Annotated in this window: 17 protein-coding genes, 1 tRNA gene and 1 pseudogene; 13 read left to right on the forward strand and 6 right to left on the reverse strand. The window is 35.5% G+C overall.

Annotated features, from left to right (window positions below):
* The first annotated feature begins 18 nt into the window (after positions 1-18).
* From L6N96_05505 to L6N96_05525, 5 genes are all read left to right on the forward strand, one after another.
* On the forward strand, positions 19-321 hold the full coding sequence (locus tag L6N96_05505; protein ID MCP8323616.1) for a muconolactone Delta-isomerase family protein: 303 nt from the start codon (positions 19-21) through the stop codon (positions 319-321).
* A 144-nt stretch (positions 322-465) separates the two neighbouring features.
* Positions 466-918 (forward strand): hypothetical protein, encoded by a 453-nt coding sequence (locus L6N96_05510; protein MCP8323617.1) that lies wholly within the window; start codon positions 466-468, stop codon positions 916-918.
* Between the two features lie 164 nt (positions 919-1,082).
* Positions 1,083-2,651 (forward strand): dihydropteroate synthase-like protein, encoded by a 1,569-nt coding sequence (locus L6N96_05515; GenBank protein MCP8323618.1) that lies wholly within the window; start codon positions 1,083-1,085, stop codon positions 2,649-2,651.
* A gap of 5 nt (positions 2,652-2,656) precedes the next feature.
* Positions 2,657-3,652 (forward strand): 5,10-methylenetetrahydromethanopterin reductase, encoded by a 996-nt coding sequence (locus tag L6N96_05520; GenBank protein MCP8323619.1) that lies wholly within the window; start codon positions 2,657-2,659, stop codon positions 3,650-3,652.
* A gap of 34 nt (positions 3,653-3,686) precedes the next feature.
* Positions 3,687-4,358, forward strand: a complete 672-nt coding sequence (locus L6N96_05525) for a DUF447 family protein (protein ID MCP8323620.1) — start codon at positions 3,687-3,689, stop codon at positions 4,356-4,358.
* A gap of 180 nt (positions 4,359-4,538) precedes the next feature.
* Here L6N96_05525 and L6N96_05530 read toward each other — a convergent pair whose 3' ends face one another.
* Positions 4,539-5,216 carry an HAD family phosphatase gene (locus tag L6N96_05530; GenBank protein ID MCP8323621.1) on the reverse strand — a complete coding sequence of 226 codons (678 nt, stop codon included), beginning with the start codon at positions 5,214-5,216 and terminating at the stop codon, positions 4,539-4,541.
* A 907-nt stretch (positions 5,217-6,123) separates the two neighbouring features.
* Between L6N96_05530 and L6N96_05535 the strand changes: the two genes are divergently transcribed.
* The 4 genes and pseudogenes from L6N96_05535 to carB all read left to right on the forward strand — a co-directional run bounded on the left by L6N96_05535 (position 6,124) and on the right by carB (position 12,574).
* Positions 6,124-7,632: a VWA domain-containing protein gene (locus L6N96_05535; GenBank protein ID MCP8323622.1), complete on the forward strand. Its 1,509-nt coding sequence runs from the start codon at positions 6,124-6,126 to the stop codon at positions 7,630-7,632.
* A gap of 663 nt (positions 7,633-8,295) precedes the next feature.
* Positions 8,296-9,420, forward strand: coding sequence for a glutamine-hydrolyzing carbamoyl-phosphate synthase small subunit (carA, locus tag L6N96_05540; GenBank protein ID MCP8323623.1), 1,125 nt, complete (start codon positions 8,296-8,298; stop codon positions 9,418-9,420).
* Positions 9,407-9,619, forward strand: a complete 213-nt coding sequence (locus tag L6N96_05545) for a hypothetical protein (GenBank protein ID MCP8323624.1) — start codon at positions 9,407-9,409, stop codon at positions 9,617-9,619. Before carA ends, L6N96_05545 begins: the two co-directional genes overlap by 14 nt.
* 90 nt (positions 9,620-9,709) lie before the next feature.
* Positions 9,710-12,574: pseudogene (carB, locus tag L6N96_05550) on the forward strand (carbamoyl-phosphate synthase (glutamine-hydrolyzing) large subunit).
* A 42-nt stretch (positions 12,575-12,616) separates the two neighbouring features.
* Here carB and L6N96_05555 read toward each other — a convergent pair.
* Positions 12,617-13,177 carry a PadR family transcriptional regulator gene (locus tag L6N96_05555; GenBank protein MCP8323625.1) on the reverse strand — a complete coding sequence of 187 codons (561 nt, stop codon included), beginning with the start codon at positions 13,175-13,177 and terminating at the stop codon, positions 12,617-12,619.
* Between the two features lie 86 nt (positions 13,178-13,263).
* Here L6N96_05555 and L6N96_05560 point away from each other — a divergent pair, with 86 nt between their 5' ends.
* From L6N96_05560 to L6N96_05575, 4 genes are all read left to right on the forward strand, one after another.
* Positions 13,264-14,418 (forward strand): ABC transporter permease, encoded by a 1,155-nt coding sequence (locus L6N96_05560; protein ID MCP8323626.1) that lies wholly within the window; start codon positions 13,264-13,266, stop codon positions 14,416-14,418.
* Positions 14,411-15,295, forward strand: a complete 885-nt coding sequence (locus L6N96_05565) for an ABC transporter ATP-binding protein (GenBank protein MCP8323627.1) — start codon at positions 14,411-14,413, stop codon at positions 15,293-15,295. The genes L6N96_05560 and L6N96_05565 overlap by 8 nt, the downstream gene beginning before the upstream one ends.
* Before the next feature lie 14 nt (positions 15,296-15,309).
* Complete coding sequence (locus L6N96_05570) at positions 15,310-17,580, forward strand: hypothetical protein (GenBank protein MCP8323628.1); 2,271 nt, start codon at positions 15,310-15,312, stop codon at positions 17,578-17,580.
* Between the two features lie 93 nt (positions 17,581-17,673).
* Positions 17,674-18,582 carry a malate dehydrogenase gene (locus L6N96_05575; GenBank protein ID MCP8323629.1) on the forward strand — a complete coding sequence of 303 codons (909 nt, stop codon included), beginning with the start codon at positions 17,674-17,676 and terminating at the stop codon, positions 18,580-18,582.
* 40 nt (positions 18,583-18,622) lie between these two features.
* Here the strand turns inward: L6N96_05575 and L6N96_05580 are convergent, their stop codons facing one another.
* The 4 genes from L6N96_05580 to L6N96_05595 all read right to left on the reverse strand — a co-directional run bounded on the left by L6N96_05580 (position 18,623) and on the right by L6N96_05595 (position 22,393).
* The gene (locus L6N96_05580) at positions 18,623-20,356 is read right to left on the reverse strand and encodes a thermosome subunit (GenBank protein ID MCP8323630.1); all 1,734 of its coding nucleotides are present in this window, start codon (positions 20,354-20,356) and stop codon (positions 18,623-18,625) included.
* A 96-nt stretch (positions 20,357-20,452) separates the two neighbouring features.
* Positions 20,453-20,611, reverse strand: a tRNA-Tyr gene (locus tag L6N96_05585).
* 131 nt (positions 20,612-20,742) lie between these two features.
* On the reverse strand, positions 20,743-21,072 hold the full coding sequence (locus L6N96_05590) for a hypothetical protein (GenBank protein MCP8323631.1): 330 nt from the start codon (positions 21,070-21,072) through the stop codon (positions 20,743-20,745).
* A 139-nt stretch (positions 21,073-21,211) separates the two neighbouring features.
* On the reverse strand, positions 21,212-22,393 hold the full coding sequence (locus L6N96_05595) for an aspartate aminotransferase family protein (protein MCP8323632.1): 1,182 nt from the start codon (positions 22,391-22,393) through the stop codon (positions 21,212-21,214).
* Positions 22,394-22,505 lie beyond the last annotated feature (112 nt).

The following is a 22,505-nucleotide window of genomic DNA, read 5'->3' on the forward strand; positions in this document are numbered from 1 at the left end:
CGACAAAATATGAAGTTCTTGGTAAAGTGGTGCCTAAACCCGATGCCTCCAGAAATGATGAAGAAAGCATTGGATTTAATACCAGCTTCGATGGAATATCAGAAAGCTCTTGAAGAAAAGGGCAAATCTCTGGCTACATACACCTTCGCTGGGAAAAGTGAGGGAATTGGAATCTATGATGTAGAATCACATGAAGAACTTAACGATATCTTGGCAAAGGAGCCATATAGTTTGATGCTCAGCTTCGAAGCAATCCCAATTGTAGATTTCGAGCAATCCTTAAAAGTATGGAAAGAATTATTAGAAAGGGCTTTGAAATAAGCCCACTTCTCTATTTTTTCTAATATTCCCAAACTTATTGAGACTAGGTATACAGGAACTTAAGCAGGAAATCTTTGAAATCAAGATCAAGAATCGACTTTAGATAATTTAATATATTTACACATTATGTTGCATGTGAGAAAGATGCAAGCGCCATCGGTTAAGATTGGCTCTAAAGTCATGTTCACCATGGGGATTTACGCCCTCGCTGTTTCACTATTTTGGATATTCCTGACAGAATCGATGTTCATGAGTGATTTTGCAGCATATACAGGCCAGAGTTGGTCTGATTTCTTAGCCAGCAGCCCCAAACCGGCAGAGCTGTATCTCACAACGAAAAGACTATTCGGGATTGAAATATTCCTGATAAGTCTACTTATTATTCTCATAACCCATAAGAGCTATAGCAGAGCTGAGAAATGGTCCTGGTACGCCCTCCTGATAGCTGGTATCATACTTTGGGGAAGCTTGATAGGATACCGTATCGTAATCGGATATTTGGCACCCAGTATTATAACCTTTATAATTGGGGCCGTGCTTTTTGTCATTGGCATAACACTTCCAGCTAAGGAAATCTTGGGTAAAAAATACACTTAAGTGATCCTAAACAAGGAATAAATTCTAACCTAAACCTCATTGAGACAGGGTTGATGAAGATTTTATGATCCACCTATTATTCCAGAAATCATTTTAAAAATGGAAGTATAACTAAATATAAAGGGATATCATGCACTTTAGAATACTGTATAGAGGAGGATTCAATGAGGGTTCTTCTAATAACAGGACAGTTAGCCAAGAAGATGGTGAAAAAATATGCGAGTGAGAGTAACGTAGAGTTTGAAATAATGGATCTTTCAACATCTGTAGCTGCTTTGTTAAAACCTCAATTTATACTTCAAGAGTTGAAGATAAGAAAGGTTAAGGATTTTGATGTAGTAATCATCCCCGGACTCATTTCTGGGAACGTGTCCTTAATAGACGAAATCGGCATCCCAACTTTTAAAGGTCCAAGATATGCTGCAGATATACCCCTCGTACTTGATCTTCTTGGAAAAGTCAAACTATCCAAGACATTACCCGCTGATAAATTACTCAAAGAGGAGCTGAAGCGTAGAGCCCTTGAAGAGATTGAGACTATAAATCGATATAAAGATGAACTTTTAAAAAGACCATGGAATAAACTCATAAGAGACCTCCCTATCGGTAAAGACTTTCCAGTAAAAATAATGGCTGAGATTGTTGATGCTCCTCAATTAACCGATAAAGAGATTATAAAAAAAGCCAAGTATTATGTTAAATCAGGGGCAGATATTATAGACGTAGGTATGATTTCGGGAGAATGTAGACCTGATGACGCTAAGCGGGCTGTCAAGGCTATTCGATCTACAGCGGACTCCCTAATAAGTATAGACACAATGGATCCAAAGGAGGCTGAAGCTGCTATATCAGCAGGTGCTGATTTGATCTTAAGCGTTGATGGTAGTAATATTGAAGAGATGGCTTCTTTTGCTTCAAGTTCAACTATAGTGGTTATTCCAACTAATTATGATAAACAACAATTCCCCGAGGAACCCTTTGAGAAGGTCAACCTCATCGAAGAGAATATTAGAAAAGCTAGAAAACTTGGAATGAATAATATAATAGCGGATTTGATCCTCAACCCTATTATCTCTCTAGGGGTTGTAAACTCTTTAGTAGCGTTTAATGAGTTCAAGAGGAGGAACCCTGATGTGCCTCTTTTGATGGGTGTAGGGAACGTTACAGAACTTCTAGATGCTGATACAATAGGTGTAAATGCTTTGCTCACTGGTATAGCATCCGAGTTAGGGGTTAGTATACTTCTAACTACAGAAGTAAGTGATAAGACGAGAGGTAGTGTGAACGAGCTATCTGTCGCATCCCGATTAATGTTCTTGTCCAAGAAAAGATCTTCTGTACCAAAAGATCTCGGTCTTGATTTACTTGTTATGAAAGAAAAGAAGTTGATGGAAGAACCCTATGATAGAAGAATAGAGGGAAATGTAGAAGTGATCAAATCTAAGAACGATCGAGAAAGAAAGATGGATCCGAAAGGATGCTTTAAGATACTATTGGACAGAGATGAAAACGAGATCGTTACCATGTTTTATCCAAGCTACGATCTTAATGGATGCAGTCTGATCGTAAAAGGAAAGAAAGCAGAGGAGATTTACCATACATTGATAGAGCTAAATCTCGTTTCACTTTATGACCATGCCGCTTACATAGGTAGCGAATTACAGAAGGCTCAGATCGCCCTTAAGACTGGTAAAAATTATCTTCAAGATGCCCCTATTTTTAGTGAGTTGTAAAATTATTGGCTAAGTTTGGCATTGAATTCATACCTGCTTATGACTACTCAGAGATTACAAGATATGCTATATCTGCAGAAAAATCTGGATTTGAATATGTTTGGGTATCTGATCATATAAGGCACAGAAATGCATATTCGTGTCTTACTTCGATAGCCATCAATACGAAAAGGATAAAGATAGGGCCAGGCGTTACAAACCCATATCTCATTCATCCAATTGTTACAGCCCAAGCATTACTCTCATTAAATGAAATTGCTCGTGGAAGGGTTATATGTGGCATAGGTGTAGGCGATAAGACCGCTATGAGTATGCTTAATGTTGAGCAAAAAATGCCACTGAAGACAATGAGAGAGGCAGTCGAAATAATAAGGAGAATTACTACTGAAGAGAATATAACCTTCTTGGGAGAAATTTTTAAAGTCTATGGTGCTGGCTTTAGCTTTAAAGCAGAGTCAATTCCTATCTTCTTAGGTGCTCAAGGACCTAAGATGGCTAAATTAGCGGGTAAAATAGGAGATGGTGTACTTATCAACACTGCTCACACAAAGAATTTTCAAATAGCCCTAAAACATGTTAAGTCAGGAGTTAGTAGTTCTGATAAAGATATTGATTGTCTAGAGATAGCGGTGTTTACACCTTTATCAATATCCGAAGACAGTAGAAAGGCATTACTTGCAGCTAAGCCAATCGTGGCTCGTATAGTGGCTGGATGTTCGAAAAATATTTTGAAAATACATAATATAGAAATAGATGATGCTGTAAAAATCAGAGAATTAATATTGCGAGGTGATCGTGAATCAGCTTATTCTTCAGTCGATTTAAAAATGCTAGAAGCCTTCTCCATCTATGGCACTCCCGATGAATGTATTACAAAGATAGAAAGGTTCTTCGATCTTGGCACAAAGTCCTTCGTTGCAGTCATTCCTATGGAATCCGATGCCAACGAATCTATAAGATTGATGAAAGAAAAAGTTCTATCTTATTTTGAGAAAAGGTAAATTATGATATCCATTACCGTAAAAGGTATATAAAATGTCGACTAAAAATATTTTATCTGACCTGGGGTTCATAAAAAATTGTTTATTTGAAGCTATTATCTCCACATATGGATCTGACTGCATGCCGAATGCAGCCCCTATGGGAGTTATGACCGATGATATGCGACAATTGATAATTAAACCTTATACTAAATCTCAAACTTTCAAAAATATTCTTTTACGTAAATGTGCTGTAGTCAATCTATCCGCTAACCCAATAGTTTATTATGAGACAGCATTTAAAGATGTGAATCTTGATAATAAATTTTCATCTGAATGGTTCGAAAAATCTGATCTAATTGATGCTCCTAAATTAAAGAAATATGTTGACATATGTATCGAAGTGAACATAATAGGAGCAGAAGATATAGAAAAAGATAGAGCTAGATTTCTTTGCAAAATAGAAAAGATAGATTCTATTAGAAGCGCGTATCCAAGGGTTTATTGTCGAGCGCCTTTTGCTTTAATTGAAAGTATTATACATGCTACAAGAATCGAGGTGTTTTTATCCAATAAAGAAAAAAAGAGAGCAGAAGAATTGATTAACTTGGTAAAACTTTATGAAGCATTGATTAGGAGAGTAGCACCAGATACAGCTTATGTTAAGATAATGGCTGAAATTCTTTTAAGAATCGAAGCTTGGAAAATAAAATATAATTGTTTATAATGCTCAATGAGAAAATGACTCAATAATCCCCAATAAGCCACTTCATAGTTGCCCTATTCATTTTTCTAATAGTCGTCTTCATAATCTGCATCAAAGAGATGGGGATTGGAATAGCCACAAATGGCTCGACCCAAACTTCTTTAATTAACTGGAATTTTCATGATATCGTTAATATGAAAATTAGCATAATATCCAATTTAACATATGTCTTAAGTCCTGTTCCTTTATGACCACATCAGCGTACTTAATGCCTAATTTTTCATCTTTAGGGTCAAAAGCTATTCCTGTACCTGCTTCTTCTAACATACACCAATCACCTAAAGAATCTCCTATAGCAATACAATTAGATATTGGAATCTCCATTAAAAAAGCAAATTTTCTTAGAAAAAATCTTTTACATACCGAACGTTTGCACCCACAATTAACTTTTTCCCAACCCAAAGGCATAGAAATCTGTCCTGTTGCTATTCCTTCTTGAACCTCGAGTTCATTAGCAATATCAAAGTCCATATTGAATCTCTTAGCTAAGTAAGATGTAGCAATCGTATAGCTATCGCTTATTATCCCCATTTGATATCCACTCTGTTTTATCTTATTAATCGTTTCAAGAGCTCCTGTCATTAGTGGAATCTTCTTTACTGCTTCAAATATTTCTTTAATTTTATACCCAGCTAATTGCTTAGCTATAATCTTAGATTTTTCAAGGGGAGGTAATCTTTTATTGATGATGCTTTTTAAGTTCTCTAAAATTCCAAACTTTTCTCCAATGGAGTAGATAACTCTCCCATTTAGCAGTGTCCCATCCATATCAAAGACTACTAATTTAGATTTTTTATTAGATATTCGATTATCGATCATTTGCTTCAATTTTTATTTATTCACTTTTACGGAGTATGGATTTATTTAAGTTGAAAGATTCATAAATTACATTTTCTCTTTAGACCTTTTTAAAGAAATTATACCTTCTTTTAAAAGGAGTTCATAAATATTATTGACCTCGAATCTTGTTCCTAATCAATCATATTTTTTCTTCTACAAGATATATGGTTATTTCCTTTAAATAAGGAAGTGTCCATAGATTTTGAAACTATGGGATAATCCCTTGCTTCATCTTCCCCTCTTCTTCAGATCATGAAACAATACTTTTTTTCTAGATCTGACATTCACTAACTACATCTGTTAGTGATATAATTGTAGCTAAAGAGAGTATCGCTGATAAGATGCTGTAAATGGTAGATCGAAAAGGTATAGAAGGGCTATCAACGGGATTGAGGGTTAGTGGATATAGGAGGAGGGGTAGTGACATGTTGCCAAGAGACGATCATAGGGATAACGGAGGAGTATCAGGTATTCCTAGTTAGGTCTTAGAGTACCTTTTTTTAGTATTACTATATAGTCTACATTATAGTAAAAAAATGATTTTAAGAAAACATCATTCTCCCTGACCCTCCCTGACCATCCCCTACCGCCCTCCCTCATACTCCCTAGTCATCCTTAATTATCCCCTCCACCATACCTATCATGGATTCTTTTGAGCGCAAATGATGTGCTTGAAGATATTATTGAAGAACTTCTCTACTCATCCAGAGCTAAGGAAATTAAATTGTCATTGATATTATTAATTATTCTATGAAAAGTGAATGTAAAAACTTATTTTTTATTTTAAAATCTGTTTAGAAAAATTAATATTTATGTTAATAAAATGGAGTTAAGAATCATGAAGGCACGTTTTTTTCTAATCTTATTATTATTGCTTAGTATGTTTATGGTGAATTTAACTTTTACAAGTGCCAATAATACGGTTAAAACTCAGTTATGCTTAGTTATAGACGGCTCATATAGTCTAAAGAATAATGAATGGAATTCTATTAAAGAGGCATTAGTAAGAGTAATAAATAATACAATGCCAAAAGACGGCTCATTTGAACTGACAATAGTTCAATTTGGTTACTCAAGTGCCGAAGGTTATGCGAAGACCGAAATTCCACCTACAATCATAGATAGCGACAATTATATGGCGATAGTTCAACAGGTTCTTTTAATAACTAAGAGCGATGGTAGAACTGCAACACCTGATGGATTATACCTTGGGTGGAAGGAAATCAGTAACTCTCCAAATTTTAAAACTGCTAATAAACAGGCGTTTAATTTAGCAATCGACAACGTACCTAATATAAGAAACTATAACGCGACAATCGATCTAGACGGAGACGGCATGATTGATGCTCGTGATGATTTGATAGCTGTCATTAACAATGCGGTAGGTGAAGGGCTTGATGAATTGGATATAGAAGGGATTAGTACGATAACCTATCCTATATCTGATTTAACAAGCGAATGGTACAAAAACTACGCTGTATATCCACAACCAGGAATATTGGCGCCACCCTTCTCAAAACCAGGATGGATCAGCATTGTTTCTAATACAACTGAGATAGTAAATACAATAAGCCAGATGTTGTACATTGAGCCAGAACCAGAGCCAGAACCAGAGCCAGAACCAGAGCCAGAACCAGAGCCAGAATATACCTGGGCACCTCCCGTTGAAGGGGCCTTGGCTGCAGGCGTTTTAACTGTTGGTATTTCAGGAATGACTTCATATATTGATATAAGTATTCTTTTACCTGACACTTTTAAAAGATGGTTGACTGTATTCATTTCTTCAAAGCGCAAGAAAATTATTGAAAATAAAGCCGATACTTCTTTTATGTTGACAAAACAAGAAATACTTTCTTTCGCTGTGTCTTTAACAGTCTTAACAATTACTTTTTCTTATGCTTGGGCAGAAACTTTAGACCAAATTTTTCTCATAATACCTACTATCCTAATGATAAGTATAGTTATTGAATTGGTCAGAAACATTGCTGTAGGAGTAGTTGCTAAAAGCCAAGGTGTCTGGAGTGAATACCGTTTATGGTACATGGGAATAGCCTCATTATTAATTTCAACATTTATCTTTAATACTCCTTTCTCATGGCCAAGTCAAATACGTCATCAATCGCGGAAGTTTACATTACGCTCACTAGGTTTGGTATCTTTGACAGCAGTATTTGTCCCATTTATCTTTGCAATTATTTTTTATACACTCTTTGTCTATGGCTTAACTTTAATTGGGAATGTCGGGCTAATAATAAGTCTTACATTCGCTCTCGTTTACATTATTCCAATGCCAGAAATAAACGGAAAGAACATTTACGATTATAGTAAAATAATATGGATAATTGTATTTACTGCAATCGTTTCTTTCTATATGCTCTGCTTACTTATATTGTAATGTGGTTTTAATGAAGTACATAATTAATTTAAGTTCATGGGGGGTGTGAATTACGCGTTCTTCCTACTGGCAATACTTAGGGGCTGTGTTAGTTGGGATTGGAGGATCATTATCCATTTCTGGCTTAATTGCTTATCTTTATTATTATGAACATAATTGTTTTGGCGCATGTATTATAAGCCATAGATATGGTCCATACTCTCTGCCAATATTTTTTATTGGTATTTGTGCTCTAATTTTAAGTATGGTGGCTTTCTATCTATTTAAAAGAAGTGATGAAAACAAAAATTTATTACTCCAAGAGTAGATATGAGATCATTAAAGAAGCTTTCCAGAATTACATATTTAGGAATTTAAGAAGTAGGCAGCTTAGGAGATAAGTAGGAATAATTTAGGCTTTTTTAATTGTATTTTTAAAAAAAACTCCTTGTTTGAAGTGTTGCCTCAGGAAAGTTGTTGTTAGGTTCAAAATCATATAATAAAAAACTTTATTAATCAACATTTTTTGCTTTTGTAAGGTGTAGCAATAAATATTGTTAGAAACCGGAACATATAATCTAACTACGATTAGAAGAAAGGGGAAAGCATCTTTTTTCTACCAAAGCATTCTACTAGGAAACTCCTCTTATGGATTTTACTCAAAATCATCTGAAGGTGCAGATTTTGATTAAAGCCGTATTGGCTTTAGAAGATGAAACAATAATAAATGGTTCTGGTTTTGGCTATCCTCGTAAAGTTTCTGGGGAAGTTGTTTTTAACACAGGAATGGTTGGTTATACTGAATCTTTGACTGATCCTTCTTATTTTGGACAAATATTAATTCAAACTTATCCTTTAGTTGGAAATTATGGTGTACCTTCATATTCAATTACTGATGAATTTGGAATCCCCCTGTATTTTGAGTCCAATAGGATACAAGTAAAAGGCTATGCGATATATTCATTAGCCCAAAATCCAAGCCACTGGTCATACAAAAAGACATTAAATGAATGGATGTATGAGCAAAAAATATCTTGCATTGAAGGCATTGATACAAGAGAGCTTACAAAAAAGATAAGAGTTAAAGGTACAATGCTTGGCATTTTAAAAATAGCAAAAGAGATCGATTACAAAGAAATTATGACAGAATTAGGAAATATTGAAGACCCTAATAAGCGAGATTTGGTAAGAGAAGTTACAATAAAAAAACCGATCGAATATAACTTCGGAAGATCGATAAAAATTGTTATGATCGATTGTGGTACCAAATATGGGATATTAAGAAATCTTTTAAAACGTAAAGTAGATGTTGTTAGGGTTCCTTATGATTATTCTGTTGAAAATATTTTAAAATTGAATCCATCTGGAGTTGTAATCTCAAATGGTCCTGGAGATCCGAAAAAATGTGAAAAGACTATAAAAACAGTTAGAGAAATCATAGAGACCAATATTCCTGTTATGGGTATCTGTCTAGGCAATCAAATTCTTGCCCTTGCAGCAGGCGCAGATACCTATAAAATGAAGTTTGGACACAGGGGTCAGAACCATCCTTGTATGGATGTATCTAATAAAAGGTGTTATATAACAACTCAAAATCATGGATATGTCGTCGAAGATGAAAGTTTAAAAGAAACTGGATTCGATATATGGTTCAAGAACGTGAACGATAAAACCGTAGAAGGTATAAAACACAAAAAGAAACCTGTATTTGGGATTCAGTTCCATCCTGAAGCATCACCTGGTCCTTATGAAACTGGGTCTTTATTCGATTATTTCATAGAAAAGGCGAAAAGATTTGGCAAAGTTTGAATGGATAAAAAAGGTTCTAATTTTAGGAAGTGGAGCTATAAAGATCGGAGAAGCTGGGGAATTTGATTATTCAGGTGCACAAGCGATAAAGGCTTTAAAGGAAGAGGGGATACAAGTTATACTTGTCAACCCAAATATAGCCACAATTCAAACTGATAAAAAATTTGTTGATAAAGTTTATTTTCTTCCTATTAATTAAGATTTTGTTGAAAAAATTATATAAAAAGAAACACAAGATCGAAAACTTTTAGTAAACGGCGGTCAAAATCAATTAAATTGTGGTGTAGAATTAGCTGAAAAAGGAATTTTAGATAATTGGAATGTAAAAGTCATAGGAACTGGAATAAGAGCAATAAAGATCGCAGATGATAGAGATTTCTTTAGGAAGACTATGATTGAAAATAGCATTTCAATACCTAGAAGTAAGAAGGCGAATTCTATCTCTGAAGCAGTGCGAGCAGCCGATGAGATAGGCTATCCAGTTATGGTAAGAGTTGCATATACATTGGGTGGACAAGGTTCTGGAGCAGCAAGTGATAAAGAAGAATTGATCGAAATCGCAACTAGAGGACTTGCTCATAGTAGAATAAAACAAGTTTTAATAGAAGAATACATCGGAAAATGGAAAGAAGTAGAATATGAAGTAATGAGAGACTGTAAAGATAATTGTGTAATTGTTTGTAATATGGAAAATTTCGATCCTATGGGAGTCCATACAGGCGACAGTATCGTCATTGCACCTTCCCAAACTTTGACTAACAGAGAGTACCATCTTTTAAGAATGATTGCATTTAAAGTCATAAGGGCTTTAGGAATTATAGGCGAATGTAACATACAATTTGCTTTAGACCCTAACTCTGAAAAATATAAAGTGATTGAAGTAAATTCTCGTTTATCAAGAAGTTCAGCCCTTGCATCAAAAGCTACCGGTTATCCCATAGCGTACATCGCTGCAAAACTTGCGATTGGCTATACTTTACCAGAGTTGACGAATAAAGTTACAGGGGTGACTACTGCTTGCTTCGAACCCGCATTAGATTACGTGGTAGTTAAAATACCCAGATGGGATTTCCAAAAATTCGAGGATGTAAGTAGAAAAATTGGAACGCAGATGAAATCTGTAGGAGAAGTGATGGCAATTGGTAGAACCTTTGAGGAAACTTTGCAAAAAGCAATCAGGATGCTTGATATAGATAAAGAATTGATGGATGTCGATGATATAGAAATTGGTAAGGATGATCTCTTCAATATTGAGATAATAGAATATGAATTAGAAAATCCTACAGATAAAAGAATATTTTTTATCATTAAGGCTTTACAATCTGGAATAGATATCAAAAGAATCCATAAGTTGACTGGAATTGATCCTTGGTTCTTGAATAAAATTAAAGGAATTATAGATTTTCAAGGATCATTGAAGAAAAAGTTAACTGCTGAAACCATAAAAAAAGCTAAACAACTTGGTTTTTCTGATAAAATGATTGGCAATATAGTTGATAAGAGTGAAGCAGAGATAAGAAAAATAAGAAAATCTTTTGGAGTAGAACCTGTTATAAAGCAAATCGATACACTAGCGGCTGAATGGCCTGCTATTACCAATTATCTATATCTCACCTATAATGGAGATGAAGATGATATAGGAATCTCAAAAAATAGCAAAGTTATTGTCCTTGGTTCTGGTTGTTACAGAATTGGTTCTAGTGTCGAGTTTGACTGGTGTTGTGTAAATATGGCTTGGGCTTTAAAAAGAAAGGGAATCGAAGAGGTCATAATGATAAATTATAATCCAGAAACTGTTTCAACGGATTATGATATTTTGGATAAATTGTATTTTGAAGAGTTGACTCTTGAAAGAGTTTTAGATATAACTGAAAAAGAGGGTCCAAACGGAGTAGTAGTAAGCGTAGGCGGTCAAATACCTAATAATTTAGCCATGAAACTAGTTGCTTATGGTATTGAAGTCTTAGGAACATCTGCTGAAGATATTGATAAGGCGGAGGATAGGTCTAAGTTCAGCACAATTCTTGACGAATTAGGGATAGATCAACCGAAATGGAGTAAATTGGAAACTATTGAAAAAGCAGAGGCATTTGCGAATAGGATAGGATATCCAGTATTGATAAGACCTTCATATGTTCTTTCTGGATCTGCAATGAATGTTGCTTTTGATAAAAAACAATTAGAGAATTACTTGAAAAAAGCAACTAAAGTATCAAAAGAATATCCTGTAGTTATTACAAAATTCATTACGAATGCCAAAGAAGTAGAAGTCGATGGAGTCTGTGATGGAAAAAACATCTTCATTGGAGCGATAATAGAACATGTAGAAAATGCAGGTATCCATTCAGGAGATGCTACAATGTCGATCCCTTCAATAAGTATTTCTGAGTCTGTCAAAGATATCATAAGGGACTATACCAGAAGAATTGCTAAAAGATTGAATATTCAAGGTCCTTTCAACATTCAGTATATAATAAAAAATGAAGATGTATATGTTATAGAATGTAACTTAAGAGCATCAAGAAGTATGCCTTTCGTCTCAAAAACGGTTGGTATTAATCTTATGGATGTTGCTGCAGATGCCATACTAGGAAAAAGAATCAAAGATGGAGAAGCTACAGCGAATAAGTTTGGGGTAAAAGTTCCTCAGTTCTCTTTCATGAGATTAGAAGGTGCAGATCCTATTACAGGAGTTGAGATGGTCTCAACAGGAGAGGTAGCTTGTTTTGGAAAGACCTTTGAAGAAGCCTTTTTAAAGGGTTTGATAGCAGGAGGTCTAAACATTCCTGAAAAAGGCGACTCGATTCTTATAACAGTAGGTGGAGATAAAGAAAGTTTAATTTCTATAGCAAAGAAATTTTCGGAAAAAGAATTTCAAATATATGCTACTCAACATACAGCAGAGGCTTTGATTAAAAATGATATAAATTGTGAAATATTGCACAAAGTAAGTGAAGAGAAAAAACCGAATATACTTGATTACCTAATTAATCAGAAGATAAAGCTGGTTATCAATGTCTTAAAGTTAAAAGGAGTTAAATCCAAGAAAGTATTAGATGATGACTATCTAATAAGAAGAAAAGCAGTAGAGTTTGGAGTTCCTGTTATCACAAATCTTGAACTTACAAACGCTTTAGTACATGCTATTAGATGATGGTCAAAAAAAGTAACAGATAGATCAAACAACAAAAAATAATCATACATTCCTTTTGTTGCTCAATTCATCCAATCTTTTATCGATAAAGGTTATCATTTTATTCAGCATACGAACAAGTCGTTGTGATTCTTGTCGCAATTTCTTTAAGGATATGATCCTTTCCTCAATCGAAGCTTTTTCGTTTAAAAGTAGCAGTTTTATGAATGGCATAGTAACTGTTGGTATTTCAACCTCTTCCATAATTTGAAGATCAGCAAGTTCTTTGAGGGTCCACTTCCTAATAGAGGAAGCTAATTCATAGTGTTTTTCTACTGCCTTCCTAAAAACATCTTTGCCCTTATCTGTTATGTAGTATATTTTCTTCTCTTCATGTTCCCATTCTCCATTTATGAGCTTTCTCTTTTCGAGTTCTTTTAGTGCTGGGTATATCCCCCCAGCAGTTGGAGCAATAATGCCTAGCGTAAATTCATTTATGCTTTTCATCAGCGAATAACCATGAGATGGACCTTTACTTAAAGTGAATAATATTGCAAGTTTTAAATAGCCCTTTTGCATCTGACTCTTCCAAAAGGAAGCTATTTCTTCTGTTGTGGAGTCCACCACATACACCTTTCTTAAATTATATGTATAATAGTTATATATATAAGATTCTGATATATACTAGATTATTATAATGGTGGGATTTGTTGTTTAAGACTTTAAGATTTTCATTCAGAATGGCAAAACGAAGTATTGGACGAAGGAAGTTCCGGTCAGCTCTAACCATACTGGGTGTTATCATTGGCATCGCAGCTATAGTTTCCTTGATGACATTAGGATATGGGATGAGGTATCAAATTGAAACAACTCTTAATGAGATGCTTGGAGCTGGTGTCATTATAAGCAGTAGAGACGGTAGCGCTGACATACCTGAATATGTTCAAGAGTATGTATTACAAGTACCTGGTGTAAATGCCTCTATACCTCTAATAATGACGATGGTATATATTGATGAGCAACCAACGATGATTGTTGGCATCGATCCGATTGAGGTAGCTAGTCTGTATCATGTAACTTATGAATATGGAAGGGGGTTGGAACCTGAAGAGGACGAATCAATAATTTTCACAAGCACAACTGCCAACAATCTAGAAATATCTGTCGACGATAAAATTACCATAAGTAGCACTGGATTGGGCGGGATTGGACAAACCTTTACAGTTGTCGGGATTTTACATACAGTTGGTGCTGAACAGATGAACATTGGTTGTTTCATCACTCTCGAGGCTGCACAAAAGTTGTTAGGAAAGGAGGGGTATGCTAATACGATTATGGTTAGGATCGATGATCCTAGTCAAGGAGAGCAAATTGAAGCTATTCTTGAGAATATGTATCCTACCGCCTACATAGCTAGAGAAGAGGAGCTCATGAGTGAAATAGGTCAGATCATGGACATCATCGATGGTGTTCTCATTGGTTTGGGTTCAATAAGCCTTGCGGTAGGAGCTTTGGGAATAATGAACACGATTATGATGTCTGTACATGAGAGACGGAGGGAAATAGGAATGTTGAAGGCCGTAGGGGCTGAAAGAAGGCACATCCTATTCATCTTTCTTTCAGAAGCTCTATTGATAAGCTTCTTCGGGGGTGTATTAGGATGTATATTCGGTCTCTTTGGAGTATATATTGCTCAGTGGTTCATCGCTATGCTTGGGTTGAACATCACCATACCACTAATAATCTCACCATATATTCTTGGGATTGCATTAATGGCTGCTGTTTCAGTTGGCATTATGGCAGGCCTTTTCCCATCTTGGACAGCAGCAAACATTCGTCCTGTGGAGGCTTTACGTTATGAGTAATCCAGTTGAGCTTCGGAACGTTGTCAAAACATATGATCTAGGTGATATCAAGATAAATGCTCTTCGAGGAGTCGACCTAACTGTAAAGAAAGGTGAATCTCTATCAATCATGGGCCCATCTGGTTGTGGAAAAACTACTTTACTAAACATGATTGGTGGGCTTGATCACCCGACTGAAGGACAGGTCATCATCGACGGTATTGACATCACCCGTATGAGTGAAAAAAAATTGGCTAGGATAAGACGTGAAAAGATTGGGTTCATCTTCCAATTTTTTAACTTAGTACCGATGTTATCTGCCCTGGAAAATATCCAACTTTCAATGAACTTTGTAGGAAAATTTACGGAATCAGAAATAAGAGATAAAGCCTTAGAACTCCTTCGATTAGTTGGTCTGGAACAAAGGATGTACCATCGTCCAACTCAAATGAGTGGAGGAGAACAACAACGGGTGGCAATCGCACGCGCCCTTGCAAACGAGCCATCCATAATTCTTGCAGACGAGCCAACAGGAAATGTAGATCAGAGAACTGGTTGGAAGATTGTTAGGTTAATTCAGAATTTGAATAAAATTTTAAAACAGACATACATCATAATAACTCATGACCCTAATATAGCTAAGATATCTGAGAGAATTTACTATATGGTCGATGGACAGCTATATGATGATCCGCCAAAATCGATTAAAAACCCCTCCCAAGAAGTCTTAGCAGAAGAGCGTCGACAGTTGATTTTGTCAGAGCTAAGATGGTTAAAAACTTCATTGATGAGTCTTGAGAATAAAAAAACAAAATTAGATTATGAATATTACGTCCAAGCTAAATTAGGATATGCAAAACAGCTAGAAAGATTAAGAGAAATAATCCAAGATCATTAAAAAAGGAGATCTATATGAGACATCTATGTACATGTTTTCTTTTCATCATTTTATCTATTTCTGTAGTATTGACAATTGATACTAACATCGTTCAAGGATCGATAACACAAAATGATATTGATGATCAACCTGAACTCTTATGTAAGAAAAATGAACATATAGAGTTGAAGTATTCTCCAGTTGGTGATCTGACTTCAAAATCGGCAAAAGTTTGGTTTGAAGTCTACAATAATGGATCGCGACCAACTACAGTTGATATAATAGATCGCATCGATTCGATAAATGCTTCGACATTGAATATGCTTTATGGTACTCCAAATCCAAAAAAATTGGAAAAATTTGGAAACCTTACTCTGATTAAATGGAATGATGTAAGTATTGATGCAGGGAGTCGTATCGAGTTTCAGTTTTTGGCTGATAGCTTGAAAAAAATCCCAGTAACTGTTAATGAAACAATGATGATAAATGGAAAACCAGCAAACATAACAAAAGCAAAAAAGATTTACATGGTTGATGCAAATATCTCTGATGTCATCACTTTCCAAATAACTGTGAAAAATGTAGCACAAAAACTTATTTCGGATAAAGGTTATCGTGATATAGATCATCCAGATGAAGGATTTTTATATGAAGTCACACCTCCTCTTGCAAGTATAATTTCTGCATCTCTCTCTGAGGACTATTTCACAAACATACAGACCGAACCAGAAACTAACTCTACTTCGACTATGGGTGAAAGATCAATGATGACTTGGTATGTCTTTTTAGAAGAATCTTCTGTTACTTTTTCCTTTTCTGCAAAGATTTCAAAGGTGAGTTCTTGGGGTGAAGTCCCGATAGAACCTATATCAATCCAGATTGCTTCAGACCCCGATGTTTTGGAGCAACAACTAGAAGTAGGAATCGATAGTTTAGATGCATCAATTGAGCTATTGGAGGAATTTATGAATGCGATGTCCGATATAAGTGATGCATTCGAGGGAATTAGCTCGGCAGTAAGTTATATAGGGAGTGCCATAGGTATGGTGGAAGAATATGAGTATAGCCTAGCGTATGCATTGTATGCGGTTGGAAATGGTATAAAAATCTCTTGTACATCACTTGATTTATCAAAAAGTTACCTTCTCAATGCTAATGAATCGATATCTCAGTTTATATATGACAAGCCAGGCCCAAATGAGTATTTGTGGTATGCTATTGGAAATATTACATCTGCTTATATGATAATCGATCAAATTCTTCCAGGATTATACGAAATTTACGACAGTATTCATCAAATTTCAGTAGCGCTCAACTCTATTGGCGGTGCTCTAGATCAGATTGAAGATGGTTTAAAAAAATTAGCAAATGGAATTGGTTCAGCTTCAAAGTCAATTAGATCTGCTGGATGGGAGATGATAGAGCCTATATATGAACTAGAAGATGAGAAGGAAGACTTAGAAGATCTAATGCTAATTCTTGAGTATAATAGAATGGAACCATATGACCTTGAAATTACGAATTCAGATAATCCTTATAGTCCAGATATTGATTTTGACATCCAGTTGAAAAATAATTGGAAGATCGTCAAAGCAGAGATAACGAATAAAGAGAGTTACGCACAAATCGTATATGGATTATCTATCCAAATTAAATCTGGTAACGAATTGGTGCAACCAAGTGCCATTGAGGTGCAGATATCACCTCATATTAGGGGTGTACAATACTCTCGTGAATGGCTTACTTTTGATATAACTGAACTAAAACAAATTGGACTAGAATATGATTCAGAAAGCAGTACTTTGTATATGTGGCCAATGCAAAGAGTAAATACAAGTAGCAGTGAGAACCTACTTACCGATTGGATGGGTCGTCCTTTGAGTATAATCGTTGATAGTAACTCGGAATTAGATATCACCTATGAAATTGATGTTGCAGATTTACCAGAATATGTTCGAATGCAATCTAAAGAGGGTCAAACTATATTCTCTATGGTACAACCACATATCTTAGCCCAGAATCTTACTTGGGTGGAGCCACCCCCTCCATTACCTCCACCAAAGAGTTGGATAGAGATTATCTTGGAGAGCTTACAAAGGCCTGAGATGCATCTATTACTCATAACTTCAATAGCTATTATAATCTTCTTAATTGGAGCTTTATATATGAGAAGAAGGGAACGGAAAAAATTGGTTGAGAAAAAAGGAGTTTTACTTGAAAAGCTTAAAACTTCTGATCTAATCCGAGAAATATCTGAGATAGAGAGAATTTTGCATAGAGATAAAGAAGATTTTAATGCAGATTAAATTATTGTCAATAATTATTTTAATATAGTATATCTTTTCAAATCACTATCTGAATATAGGTTCTAAAAGGAATTCTATTTGGGAGAATAAAGTTTGATAGGTATAATTGGTCTTGGAAAGGTTGGAAGCACTATCGCTCAGCAACTCGTACTTAGAGAACTAGACGACTTAGTCTTAATAGATATCGTTAAAGGTTTACCACAAGGGAATGCGTTAGACCTATGTCATATGGCCTCTGCAGTTGATATAAATGTTAAGATAAAAGGTTCTAACGATTATAAAGATTTAGAGGGTTGCAATATAGTGATCTTAACGGCTGGTTTCCCTAGAACTCATGATATGAGTAGACTAGACCTTTTACAAAAAAATAAATCGATAATTGTTGAGATTTCTAGTAAAATAATAGAATATGCTCCAAAATCAAATGTTATTGTAGTAACTAATCCGTTAGATATGATGACCTACCTTACACTTAAGAGTACGGGATTTGACCGTAATCACGTATTCGGCGTAGGTAGTGAACTAGATGCTGCTAGGTTAAAATTCTATATATCGTCCTTTCTAAATGTACCTAGTTCATCTATAGATGCAATTGTTATAGGTGAACACGGAGATTCTATGGTTGTTCTTGAAAGTCACTCGAAGGTTAATGGATTACCTCTCAACAAGATATTGGATCCATCTAAAATTGCCGAATTAATCAACAAATTAAAGAAATCAGGCGCTGAAGTCATTTCCCTAAAGGGTTTTACCGCTTTTGGAATAGCTTCAGCAACATCTTCTATAGTTGAGACTATGATTAAAGATAAAAGAATAATGCATTTAGTTTCTTTTTACTTGAATGGTGAATATGGATTCAATGACGTTTGTATAGGAGTTCCAGTAATAATAGGAAGAAACGGAATTGAGAGGGTAATAGAATTGGATCTCAATAATGATGAAAGAGAAAAATTGATGAAGAGCGTTAAAGTCATAAAGAATTATATTGAGCTTTTAATATAATGGTGTATTTGAACTTATATTTTTTAGAGTTGTATTAATGTTATTTAGGAACCCAGACTGGTGTCTGCTTCCAACGACGTTTGTGTCTTCCAATTCTACCCCTCATTTTCATTTCTCTAAACCTTGCTTCAAGTCCCTCATCTTTTTCTGTATCGATCATCTTAGCACACAGTAACTCATCTATTCTGATAATCATACAAGCAGTTTCTGTAGCTGATTTTATGATTTGCATCTTAACTCTTAGGGGCTCTAGTATGTTATTTTCCTTCATGTCTTCAATTTTACCTGAGAATACATTTACTCCATGCCATAAATTACCTTCTTTGTGTTTAGCCCTGAGATTAACTAAAAGAGTTATTTGGTCGAGTCCGGCATTTTGAGCTAATGCCGATGGTATGCTCTCTAAAGAATCCGCAAAGGCTTCAACAGCCAACTGTTCCCTTCCACCAACAGTATTCGCAAGCTCTCGAATTTGTTTAGACAATTCAGCTTCAGGCGAACCTCCTCCAGCCACGATCTTTTCATCCTCGACAACGTTTCTTATGACACAAAGAGCATCATGTAATGCCCTCTCTGCCTCGTCGACCACGTGCTTTGTACCCCCCCTTAAAAGTATAGTAATAAAATCAGGGTTTTTACAATCGCGTAAAAAGATCAACTTTTTTCCACCTATCTTTATCTCTTCTACTAGACCCGCTTCACCCAGACCATCAGGACCAATGTCATCAATGTGAGATGCTATTCGAGCTCCTGTCGCTTTTGCAATTTTCTTAAGATCTTCTTCATCTACTCGCCTTACTCCCATTATTCCTTTTCTTACCATGTTATGGGTAACAACATAATCAAGGGCTGTTTTGCAAAAGAGAACGTTAACACCTGCATCAGCAATCTTATCAACCCAGCCTTTGAGTATGTCCTTCTCTCCTTTCATGTAATTCTGAAGCTGATCTGGATTGTCGACTTGTAGTTCACGAACAAAAGTCACTGCACCTCTATCTAAATCTAGACCCTCATGCTTCTTTACTAGAGCTATTCTAGCATCTTTGACCCTCCTAGGCATGCCGGCTTCTATGGTATCTATAACATCTTCTTTTATTACTATACCTTTGATTATTTCTGTTTCTTCTAAGCCTTTTCCACTTTTCTTCACGATTTCGATATTATTGATGTCTACTTTTACCTTTCCATTCTCTTCTTTAGTTATCAGTCTTATCGCTTTGACAGCTATATCTGCCAAATATTCTTTTACTATTGATGCACTTTTACTTCCCATAGAAGTAATAGCGATTTTTTTTAATATCTCATCATTATTTTTGTCGACGTTTATAGCTATTTTATCTAGTATTTCCTTTGCCTTTTCAGCGGCTATCTTATATCCGTCTACCAGAACGTTGGGATGAACTCCTTTTTCTATCAGTTTCTGTGATTTTTTTATTAGCTCTCCAATAATTACAACAACACTTGTAGTTCCGTCCCCAACTTCACTATCTTGAGCTTTTGCGGCTTCAACAAGCAACTTCGAAATAGGATGTTTGAAATCTGCATCTTTCAAGATTGTAGACCCATCATTGGTTATGGTGACACGCTCAATCTTTCTAAGATTATCATCTGTCCATCTAATTGCCGTTAACATTTTATCAAGGCCACGTGGACCTAACGTAGATCGAACCATCTCTGCGGTTATTATAGCTGCAGTCATATTGTTCTTCTGTATAATACCTTTTTTTACATGAGTTGTACCTTCTTTTAGGATTAAAGTTGGGGAAGATGACATTTACAATTCACCAATATAGTCTGCTAAATAAAAATTCAAAGTTGGAAATATTTAAGTTTGTTGCGCTCTACTTATTATGAGAGTTTATGAGAAAAGTCCCGCGGGCAGGACATTCAGGTTAATTGCACCTTTTGAACCTGCGACACTCCGGTTTCTGTGTGCTCAGTAGGCTGGTGAAGTGAACCATGGCTCACCTCTACAGCATCTCCCCCTCACATGAGGGTCGGAAGCTCTACCAAGCTGAGCTACCGCGGGACAGATTGCAGTTAATGTAAGGAGACAAATAAATATTTATCCACTAATAAATGTGGACTAAATGTTAGACACCAATTGACTTTCTGCCTATACTATAAATCGTGAGTAAAATATAACTAAAAATTACAGTTTCACCAATTTATTTTTAGATATTCTAATAATTTTAATTTTAGTATTTTTATCAGTTCTGGATCATCTCTAAAATATCTGTCTGATATGTTTAGGACTATTATTTTGTTTTTAGCTGTTGGTTTTAAGTTAAGTATGGCTGTCTTATGGTAATTTTCCATAACGAAGATTATATCACTCCAGTCTATGAGGTTTATTGTAACCTTTTTACGAGCTCTTATCCATGTTCCAGCCGAGATAACTTCAAATTTTTCTCTACCTGTAAAAAGCTTTTCAGCAGTAGGACTTCGAGCTATATTACCTGTACAGACAAAAAGAATCCTTTTAGTCAACCAATCTTATCATTTATAATCATTCTTTTAAACATCAAATTAATGTATTTTTACGGAAATGATGGAGAGATCAGAAAAAACCATAATGTCCAATTGAAGTTACATATAATGTTATAAATTCAAAAAGACTAAATAGACTTTAAGATTTTATTCTTGATTCCTCCTCTTTAGATATCAATAGATCAAGTATTTCAGTTGCTTTATGAATCTGATTTCTACTTATAACCAAAGGTGGTAAAAAACGTAAGATGTTTCTTCCTGAATAGAGCATGATTAATCCTTTTTCAACTCCTCCGATCAGGATGTCACGGATATCGAATCTTAACTCCATTCCCAACATCAAACCCAAACCTCTTACTTCACGAACTATTTGATGCTTCTTTTGTAAATTCTCCAGCCCTTCTTTGAAGACTGATCCTAGCTCTACAGCTCTTTCGACTAATTTCTTCTCCAATATATAATCTATAGTGGCACATGCGGCGGCACAAGACAATGGATTGCCTCCGAATGTACTTGTATGGTCGCCAACGTTAAATGCTGACATAACCTCTTGTTTAGCTAAAGTTGCTCCTAATGGTAATCCTCCACCTATCCCCTTTGCTAAGCACATTATATCTGGGATAACTTTCCAATGCTCACAAGCCCACATCTTCCCAGTCCTTCCAAACCCCGTCTGTATTTCATCAAAGATAAGTAGTAGATCTTTATCATAACATATCTCCCTAAGTTCCTTTAAGAATCCATGAGGTGGCACATTTACTCCTCCTTCTCCTTGTATAGGTTCTACTATTATAGCGCCAGTCTTTTCTGTTATAGCCTCTCTTACTTTTTCTGCATCTCCAAATGGAGTAAACTTTATTTCTGGAATTAATGGCTCGAATGCTGAGCGATACTTCTTATTCCATGTAGTTGATAACGCACCTAAAGTCTTACCGTGATAACTCCTTGTCATAGCGATTACTCCGGGTCTTTTGGAATATTTACGGGCTAGCTTTAGGGCACACTCAACGGATTCAGCACCGCTATTGGAAAGATAAACCTCTTCTAACCCTTTTGGCGATACTTTAATAATCTTCTCAAGTAAATCGGCTCTTGTATCGTTATATATGGATGCGTGACATGTGATGAGCTTTTTTATCTGATCTTTTATTGCATCAACTACATATGGATTGCAATGCCCAACAATAGCAACACCATAGCCCCCCATGCAATCTAAATATTCGTTTCCATTGATGTCCCTAAGAATCGCCTTTTTACCTTTTACTATAACTACTGGTAATTTCTCATAAACTTTGGCGAGATGCTGATCCTCAATATCTATTACTATCTTCTCATCCAGAATATATCACCGTACCAATTTTATGATCAATAGCCATCTTTATTGGATCGTCTATTATACCTGATGTTATAATACTCTCCTTAACACCCATGCT

It is taken from the genome of Candidatus Methylarchaceae archaeon HK02M2, from assembly GCA_024256165.1.
Classification (GTDB): domain Archaea; phylum Thermoproteota; class Nitrososphaeria; order Nitrososphaerales; family JACAEJ01; genus HK02M2.

Bases quoted from the DNA above. Each gene is read 5' to 3' on its own strand.
- L6N96_05510 (MCP8323617.1), top strand. From the start codon at position 466: ATGCAAGCGCCATCGGTTAAGATTGGCTCTAAAGTCATGTTCACCATG.
- L6N96_05515 (MCP8323618.1), top strand. From the start codon at position 1,083: ATGAGGGTTCTTCTAATAACAGGACAGTTAGCCAAGAAGATGGTGAAA.
- L6N96_05525 (MCP8323620.1), top strand. From the start codon at position 3,687: ATGTCGACTAAAAATATTTTATCTGACCTGGGGTTCATAAAAAATTGT.
- L6N96_05530 (MCP8323621.1), bottom strand. From the start codon at position 5,216: ATGATCGATAATCGAATATCTAATAAAAAATCTAAATTAGTAGTCTTT.
- L6N96_05535 (MCP8323622.1), top strand. From the start codon at position 6,124: ATGGTGAATTTAACTTTTACAAGTGCCAATAATACGGTTAAAACTCAG.
- L6N96_05565 (MCP8323627.1), top strand. From the start codon at position 14,411: ATGAGTAATCCAGTTGAGCTTCGGAACGTTGTCAAAACATATGATCTA.
- L6N96_05570 (MCP8323628.1), top strand. From the start codon at position 15,310: ATGAGACATCTATGTACATGTTTTCTTTTCATCATTTTATCTATTTCT.
- L6N96_05580 (MCP8323630.1), bottom strand. From the start codon at position 20,356: ATGTCATCTTCCCCAACTTTAATCCTAAAAGAAGGTACAACTCATGTA.